The organism is Streptomyces sp. URMC 129, assembly GCF_051386415.1.
Classification (GTDB): Bacteria; Actinomycetota; Actinomycetes; order Streptomycetales; family Streptomycetaceae; genus Streptomyces.
The window spans coordinates 1-6,933 of record NZ_JBPQTQ010000200.1 but is presented as its reverse complement, the minus strand read 5'-3'; the positions used below and the strand labels follow the sequence as shown (position 1 = coordinate 6,933).

Genomic DNA, 6,933 nt, shown 5'->3' with positions numbered 1-6,933 from the left:
GCCCCCGCCCCCGCCCGGTGTCCCACGACGGCTCGCGCCACGGCGGGACCTAGCCTTCGCGGCCGTGCCGTCCGCGGCCGTCACCCCCGACCGGGCCACCCGTCCGCGCGCACGGGAAGCCCGCGCCATCGCCGCGGGGATCTCCGGCGCGGGCCGACCCCGGCCGGACCGAAGCCGGGCGTCAGGGCGGCGCGCCGTGCTCCTACCGAGAACCGGCCTCGTCCGGGAAGACGAGCCGAGCCCCGAGGCCGACGATTCCGAGCGCCGCCGACCCGAGCGCGATCCGCACCACGTCCATGGCGCCGTCCCAGTCGTCCGGCGCGGCGAAGACCAGCCATGCGGCGAACCCGATCCCGGCCAGCACGACCAGTATCCCGATGACCTGACGCAGAGGATGAGTCATGGACGCATTCTCTTACCAGCCGCTCACCGGCCGGGAGAGCGGGGGATCGTCCGGCACGGCGTCGCGTCCTGCCCGATGGGGGCGGAGCGGGCGCCGACGCCCGGGAGAACGCGGAGGGCCCGCTTCCACCGAGCCGCCGGTCCGGCGGGCGCGTGCGGCCATGGCGGTGCGCGCCCCCACCGGCGACGGCCGTCCCACCTCCCTGCCCGGCGACCACCACCTGCCCACGGACACCCCGCCGCGCCGGGGTGGGCTCAGGGCGGGGTGGGCTCCGGCGGGATGCAGGCGGCGACCTTGGCCAGGAAGTCGGGGCAGCGGCGGTAGTCCTCGGCCTCGCACTCCAGCGCGTGCGTCACGATCGCCAGCGACGCCTCGGCCGCCGCGATCCGTTCCCGGAGGCGGGTCCGGTGCTCCTCCAGCAGGGCGCGGCGTTCGTCGCGGGCGACCTCGCCGGCCAGCAGCCGGAGCTGTTCCAGCGTGAGGCCGCTCTCCTTGCCCAGCAGGATCATCGCGACGTCCGCCAGCTGCCGGGGGCCGTAGCGGCGGCGCCCGCTGACCCGGCGGGCCGGGGTCAGCAGCCCGACCGCCTCCCAGTGCCGCAGCACGTGGGTGGCCAGGCCGAAGCGGGCGGCCAGCTCCCCGATGGTCATCTCGTGCCGGTCCCCGGCTGCGGTCTGCGGCGTCATGCCGCCCATTGAGGTGGACCGGCGGGTCACCGTCAAGCCGCGGTCCACCCCCGCAGGCAGGTGTAGAGGGGGAGGACGGTGAAGCGCCGCCGCACCGGCTCGCGCACCGCGCGGCCGTGCGCGAACGCCGGCTGGGCGCGCAGCGCGTCCAGCGCCCGGCCGACCGGGGCGAACCGGAAGTCGTAGATCAGGAACTGCCCGCCCGGCCGCAGCACCCGCGCCAGTTCACCCGCCGCGGCACCCAGGTCCGGCCAGTGGTGCATGCTCAGGGTCGACACCACGACGTCCACGCTCCCGTCCGGGAACGGCAGCGCCGCCACGTCGCCCACCCGCAGGTCCACCCGGTCGCCCAGCCCCCGGTCGCGCGCCGCCCGCCGGCCGACCTCGACCATGCCGGGCGAGACGTCGATCCCGGTGAGCGCCAGGTCGGCGCGCAGACCGGCCAGTTCGTGCAGCAGGCGGCCGGGGCCGGTGCCCACGTCGAGCACCGACGCCCCGGCCGGGGCGTCGGCGGCCACGTCGGCCGCCACCCGCCGGTACAGGCCGCCCAGGGCCCACCGGGCCGTCCGGTCGTAGGACTCGCTGCGGCGCCGGTCGAAGCCGCGGTGGCTGTGGCGGTGCGCCGTGAGGCGCGGCCGTCCGGCGGGCGAAGGCCGGGACATTGCGGACATGGGGTCCTCCCTCGGGGGCGATGTCATGAGCTGACGACCACCACTGTGCGACTTCACGTGAACATGAAGTCAAGTGCTCGCCCGGCCGGGGCAGAATGGGCTCCCGTGACCACCCAGGCTTCCCCGGAGCTGCGCGCCGACTGCGCGAGCTGCTTCGCGCTGTGCTGCGTCGCGCTGCCCTTCGCCGCCTCGTCCGACTTCGCCGTCGACAAGGCCGCCGGGCAGCCGTGCGCCAACCTGCGCGCCGACTTCCGCTGCGGCATCCACCCGCGCCTGCGCGGGCAGGGCTTCACGGGCTGCACCGTCTTCGACTGCTTCGGCGCGGGCCAGAAGGTCTCCCGGGTCACCTTCGGCGGCCGGGACTGGCGGCGGGACCCGGCCTCGGCGCGCCTGATGTTCGACGTCTTCCCGGTGATGCGCGGGCTGCACGAGCTGCTGTGGTACCTGACCGAGGCCCTCGCCCTGCCCCCGGCCCGCCCGCTCCGCGCCGACCTGCGCCGCGCGCTGCGGGACACCGAGCGCCTCACCCACGGCGACGCCGAGGCGCTGGCCGCCCTGGACGTGGCGGCCGTCCGGCACGACGTCAACGCCCTGCTGCTGCGCGCCAGCGAGCTGGTACGGGACCGGGTGCCGGGCCGCAAGCGGAACCACCGGGGAGCCGACCTGATCGGCGCCCGGCTCAACGGCGCGCGCCTGCGGGGCGCCAACCTGCGCGGCGCCCTCCTCGTCGCGGCCGACCTCAGGAACGCCGACCTGCGCTCCGCCGACCTGATCGGCGCCGATCTGCGCGACGCGGACCTGCGCGGCGCCGACCTCACCGGCGGCATCTTCCTCACCCAGCCGCAGATCGACGCCGCCCGCGGCGACCGGACGACGAGGCTCCCGCGGGCCCTCGCCCGCCCGGCGCACTGGTAGCCGGTCAGACGCCGCGCAGGTCGAGCATCGCCGACATCGCCGCCACGACGGAGGGCGCGACCCGGTAGTAGACCCAGGTGCCGCGCCGCTCGGACGTCAGCAGACCGGCCTCGCGCAGCTTCTTCAGGTGGTGGCTGACCGTGGGCTGCGAGACGCCCACGTCCGCGATGTCGCACACGCACGCCTCGCCCCCGGCGTGCGAGGCGATGCGCGAGAACAGGCGCAGCCGCACCGGGTCGGACAGCGCCTTGAACATCGCCGCCATCCGCTCCGCGTCCGCCGGCGACAGCTCCCCGGCCGTCAGCGGCGGGCAGCAGGGCACCACCTCGTCCGCGCCGCCGGCCGGAACCAGGGGCAGCTCCACCGTCTTCGGATTCGACTTCGACATATGTCTATGTTGAGCCCCGTCGATGCCGATGACAAGCCCGGACCGCACCGGCACCCGCCGGATCAGCAGCAGCCGGGCGGCGGTGACAGCGGCGGCCGGTCCAGCTCCCGGACCGCCTCGCCGATGGCCCGCGCCGCCCGCACCATCGTCTCCCGGCCGTAGGCGGTGAAGCACAGCCGGAAGTACCCCGGCTCCGGGCAGGACAGCATCTGCCCGGGCAGCAGCAGCACCCGGGCCCGGTCCTCGACGTACCGGCGCAGCCGTTCCTCGCCCGGGTCGATCTCCGGATAGAGCGGGGGAGGAGCGCCCCCGGCGCGGCACGGCACCCGGTCGAGGTACCGGCGCAGGTCGAGCAGGAGGAACTGGGCCGGGTTGCGGTGCGTGCCCCGGCCCACCCAGGGCACCGGATGCTTCCCCAGCTCCGCGCTCACCGCCCGGTACTGGCCGGTGAGCAGCTCCCGGTACTGCTCCATCAGGCGGACCGGGAGCCACTGCTCACCGGTGCCCGTCCGCTCGTCGAACAGCAGGCCGGCGTAGGCGGCCTTCAGCGAGTCCAGCGGGCCGAACCACGCCATCGGGGCCCGCCCGGTGCCGCCCGTCATGGCCCGGCGCACCGCCGCCGCCCGTGAGACGACGAACCCGATCCGGAACCCGGTCAGCCCGAAGTCCTTGGCCAGTCCCCACACCAGGTGGATCCGGTCGGTGTGCCACGGGTACGCGTCCAGCGACAGCACGCTGGTGAATGCGGGGGAGGCGCCGTCCACCTGCGAGAAGGTGTAGATCTCGTCCGAGATCACGTGCATGTCGGTCTCCTCCACCGCCCAGCGCACGATCTCCTCCAGCGTCGTCCGCGGGTGGTTGACCCCCAGCGGGTTCGCGGGGTTGGTGAGCACCAGCAGCCGGGGGCGCGGCGGCTGGGCGTGGTAGGCGCGCCGGACGTCCGCGAGGTTGAGCTCGAAGCCGGTCAGCGGCACGGGCACGCAGTGCAGGCCGGGCCGCTGGCCGAAGCACCAGGGGAAGCCCTGCCAGGACGGCGCGGGCACCAGCACCCGGTCCCCGGGCCGCAGCGCCCCGGCGTCCCGCAGCGCGAACGCCAGGCACTCCAGCGCCCCCGACACCCCGGTTGCCGCGAACACGTCCTGCCAGAAGACCCGCCCGCCCGTCACCCGGTTCAGCAGCCGGGCCACCCCGCGCCGCACCGGCTCCGGCCCGTACGGCGGCGTCGCGTACCGCAGGTCGTCGCGCTCGACGCGCGCCCGCGCGAACACCGCGTCCCGCAGCGGCTCGTACAGCAGCACGTTCACCGCCGTCGCCAGGTTGAGCAGGTCGTCCGGCGCGCCTTCGTGGTACGCGGCGGCCCGCTGTTCCGCGTCGGCGATCGCCGGGGCGGCGACGGGCGGGGCGGTCACGGGATCGGTCGGTCCGGGCTCGGGCATGGCGCCTCCCACAGCGGAATCCCCGAGCCGCGCACCAGGATCGCACCGGGCCCCGCCCGCCGCACCCGCGGACGCGGCCCTCACCCGCGCGACACGTCCGGGGCGCGCCCGCCCCCCGGACGTGCCCACCATGGTCGCGCGGCACGGAGCACGGACACGCCCCGAGCAACGACCCCCACCCGTCCGGAGTGACGACGCCATGGAACGACCGCTGCCGGACCTCGACCTCGACCGGGCGGAGGGCACGACCGAACTCGCCGCCTGGTTCATGGGCCCCAAGGGCGAGAACGTCGCGCTGTTCGAGGACATGATCCGCGAAGCCGTGCGCGCCCACGGTGCCCTGCGGCGCGAGATCTACCCCGACGACCCGGTCCACGTCACCGACGAGATGAAGCGGTCGGACGCCTACGAGCAGAGCGTCAAACGGATGCGGTACGAGTTCGGCCGGCTCCTGGACCACCTGCGGGGCTCCGTCCCCCAGTTCAGCTACCGCCACCAGGGGCACATGAACGCGGAGCTGACCATCCCCGGCCTCGCCGGCTACTTCGCGGCCATGCTCTGCAACCAGAACAACGTGGCCGCCGAGGGCTCCCCGGTGACCACCCTGCTGGAGATCGCCGTCGGCGACGACCTGTGCCGCCTGCTGGGCTACCCCCTGCCGCCCGCCCCCGGAGCGCCGCGCCCCTCGGGCCACATCGTCTGCGACGGGACCGTGGCCAACCTGGAAGCCCTGTGGGCCGCGCGGAACCTGACGTACTACCCGATCGCGCTCGCCCGGGCCGTCGCCCACGAGAGCGCCCTGGCCAGGGCCCGGGACATCGTGGTCACCGACGGCACGGGCCGGCGGCACCGCCTGCTCGGGCTCACCGACTGGGCGCTGGTCAACCTGCCGATGGACGCGGTGCTGGCCCTCCCCGCCACCCTGCGGGACACGTACCGGATCGACGAGCGCGACCTCGCCCGGATCACCGGCTACACGATCCAGGAGCTGGGGTACGAGCGGTTCCACCGCGACCTGCTCGACCAGCCGCTCGGCCCCCCGGCCGTCCTCGCGCCCTCCACGACGCACTACTCGTGGCCCAAGGCGGCGTCCATCCTCGGCATCGGCCAGGACAACATCCTCACCGTCCAGGTGGACCGGGACGCCAGGGCCAGGCTCGGCCACCGCGAGGAGCTGCTGCGCCGGTGCCGGAAGGAGCGGCGCCCGGTCGTCATGGACGTCGTGGTCCTCGGCAGCACCGAGCTGAGCGCCGTCGACCCGCTGGCCGCCACGCTGGACCTGCGCGACGCGCACGCGCGGAACGGCTTCTGCTACCCCGTGCACGTCGACGCCGCGTGGGGCGGCTACTTCGCCGCCCTGCGCCGCGACCGCGGCCCGCTGCCCGGCGACCCGTACCTGCGGGCCACCATGACCCCCGGCCTGATGATGAGCGCGTACGTCAACCGCCAGTACGACGCGCTGCCCGGGGCCGACTCGATCACCGTCGATCCCCACAAGGCCGGGTACGTCCCCTATCCGGCCGGCGGCCTGTGCTACCGCAACGAGAAGCAGCGGGACATGGTCGCCTCCGAGGCGTCGTACGTCTTCCGCGGCCCGTCGGACATCAGCGTCGGCCGCCACGGCGTCGAGGGCTCCAAGCCGGGCGCGGCGGCGGCCGGCGTCTACCTCAGCCACCGCGTCATCCGCGGCGACAGGACCGGCTACGGCCGCATCCTCGGCCAGTCGCTGTTCAACAGCAAGCGGCTGTACGCGGGGATCGTCACCATGAACCGCCCCGCGGCGCCGGCGGCCGGTCCCGCCCCGGCGCCCGCCTACGAGGTGGTGCCCGTCCAGTGGCTGCCCGCCGAGAAGAACGGCGGCGACCTGCGGGCCCAGCTCGACTTCATCCGGGACCGCGTCGTCCGGCGGAGCAACAGGGAACTGGTCGCCGACGAGGAGGCGATGCGGCTCTTCGCCGAACTCGGCTCCGACCAGATCGTCATCGGCTACGCCTTCAACCCGTACGTCGACGGCCGCCTCAACCGGGACGTCGCGCTGGCCAACGCGGTCAACCAGGAGATCCACGACCGGCTCAGCATCGTCCCCGCCCGGGAGCCGGCCGGGGCGGCGGGGGACCGGGCGGCGCCGCCGTTCGCGCCCGGCATGCCGCCGATGATCCTCATGGGCTCGGTCTTCGACCCGGCCGTGTACGGCGACGAGTTCGTGCGCGGCCTCGCCCGCCGGATGGGCCTCGACGTCCCCGGCGCCACCGCGCCCGGCGGCCTGCCCGCCCTGCGGTACCTGATCTCCACCACCATGAACCCCTGGATGAGCGACACGGCCGCGGGCGACTTCACGCCGGAACTGATCAGGATCCTCGACGCGACGGCCAGAGCCGCGATCGGCCACGTCCTGGCCCGCCGCGCGGACCCCGCCGCCTGACCGCCCCGCCCC

7 protein-coding genes are annotated in these 6,933 nt (G+C 75.1%); 2 read left to right on the top strand and 5 right to left on the bottom strand.

All coding sequences use genetic code 11. The features are described from left to right. Positions 1–202: 202 nt before the first annotated feature. The 3 genes from ACSNOC_RS26430 to ACSNOC_RS26420 form a co-directional block, all read right to left on the bottom strand. On the bottom strand, positions 203–403 hold the full coding sequence (locus tag ACSNOC_RS26430; protein ID WP_436750093.1) for a hypothetical protein: 201 nt from the start codon (positions 401–403) through the stop codon (positions 203–205). 254 nt (positions 404–657) lie between these two features. Next, positions 658–1,089 carry a MerR family transcriptional regulator gene (locus ACSNOC_RS26425; RefSeq protein WP_436750092.1) on the bottom strand — a complete coding sequence of 144 codons (432 nt, stop codon included), beginning with the start codon at positions 1,087–1,089 and terminating at the stop codon, positions 658–660. 32 nt (positions 1,090–1,121) lie between these two features. Further along, positions 1,122–1,760 (bottom strand): class I SAM-dependent methyltransferase, encoded by a 639-nt coding sequence (locus ACSNOC_RS26420; RefSeq protein ID WP_436750091.1) that lies wholly within the window; start codon positions 1,758–1,760, stop codon positions 1,122–1,124. 63 nt (positions 1,761–1,823) lie between these two features. On the opposite strand from ACSNOC_RS26420, the gene ACSNOC_RS26415 reads away from it, so the two are divergent. Beyond that, positions 1,824–2,675 (top strand): pentapeptide repeat-containing protein, encoded by an 852-nt coding sequence (locus ACSNOC_RS26415; protein ID WP_436750090.1) that lies wholly within the window; start codon positions 1,824–1,826, stop codon positions 2,673–2,675. A gap of 4 nt (positions 2,676–2,679) precedes the next feature. Here the strand turns inward: ACSNOC_RS26415 and ACSNOC_RS26410 are convergent, their stop codons facing one another. Next, positions 2,680–3,063, bottom strand: a complete 384-nt coding sequence (locus ACSNOC_RS26410; protein ID WP_436750089.1) for an ArsR/SmtB family transcription factor — start codon at positions 3,061–3,063, stop codon at positions 2,680–2,682. 62 nt (positions 3,064–3,125) lie between these two features. Beyond that, positions 3,126–4,499, bottom strand: a complete 1,374-nt coding sequence (locus tag ACSNOC_RS26405; protein WP_436750088.1) for a pyridoxal phosphate-dependent aminotransferase — start codon at positions 4,497–4,499, stop codon at positions 3,126–3,128. A gap of 199 nt (positions 4,500–4,698) precedes the next feature. Between ACSNOC_RS26405 and ACSNOC_RS26400 the strand changes: the two genes are divergently transcribed. Continuing rightward, positions 4,699–6,921 (top strand): pyridoxal phosphate-dependent decarboxylase family protein, encoded by a 2,223-nt coding sequence (locus tag ACSNOC_RS26400; protein WP_436750087.1) that lies wholly within the window; start codon positions 4,699–4,701, stop codon positions 6,919–6,921. Positions 6,922–6,933: the final 12 nt, after the last annotated feature.

Bases quoted from the DNA above. Each gene is read 5' to 3' on its own strand.
- ACSNOC_RS26420 (WP_436750091.1), bottom strand. From the start codon at position 1,760: ATGTCCGCAATGTCCCGGCCTTCGCCCGCCGGACGGCCGCGCCTCACG.
- ACSNOC_RS26400 (WP_436750087.1), top strand. From the start codon at position 4,699: ATGGAACGACCGCTGCCGGACCTCGACCTCGACCGGGCGGAGGGCACG.
- ACSNOC_RS26415 (WP_436750090.1), top strand. From the start codon at position 1,824: ATGAAGTCAAGTGCTCGCCCGGCCGGGGCAGAATGGGCTCCCGTGACC.
- ACSNOC_RS26410 (WP_436750089.1), bottom strand. From the start codon at position 3,063: ATGTCGAAGTCGAATCCGAAGACGGTGGAGCTGCCCCTGGTTCCGGCC.
- ACSNOC_RS26405 (WP_436750088.1), bottom strand. From the start codon at position 4,499: ATGCCCGAGCCCGGACCGACCGATCCCGTGACCGCCCCGCCCGTCGCC.
- ACSNOC_RS26425 (WP_436750092.1), bottom strand. From the start codon at position 1,089: ATGACGCCGCAGACCGCAGCCGGGGACCGGCACGAGATGACCATCGGG.
- ACSNOC_RS26430 (WP_436750093.1), bottom strand. From the start codon at position 403: ATGACTCATCCTCTGCGTCAGGTCATCGGGATACTGGTCGTGCTGGCC.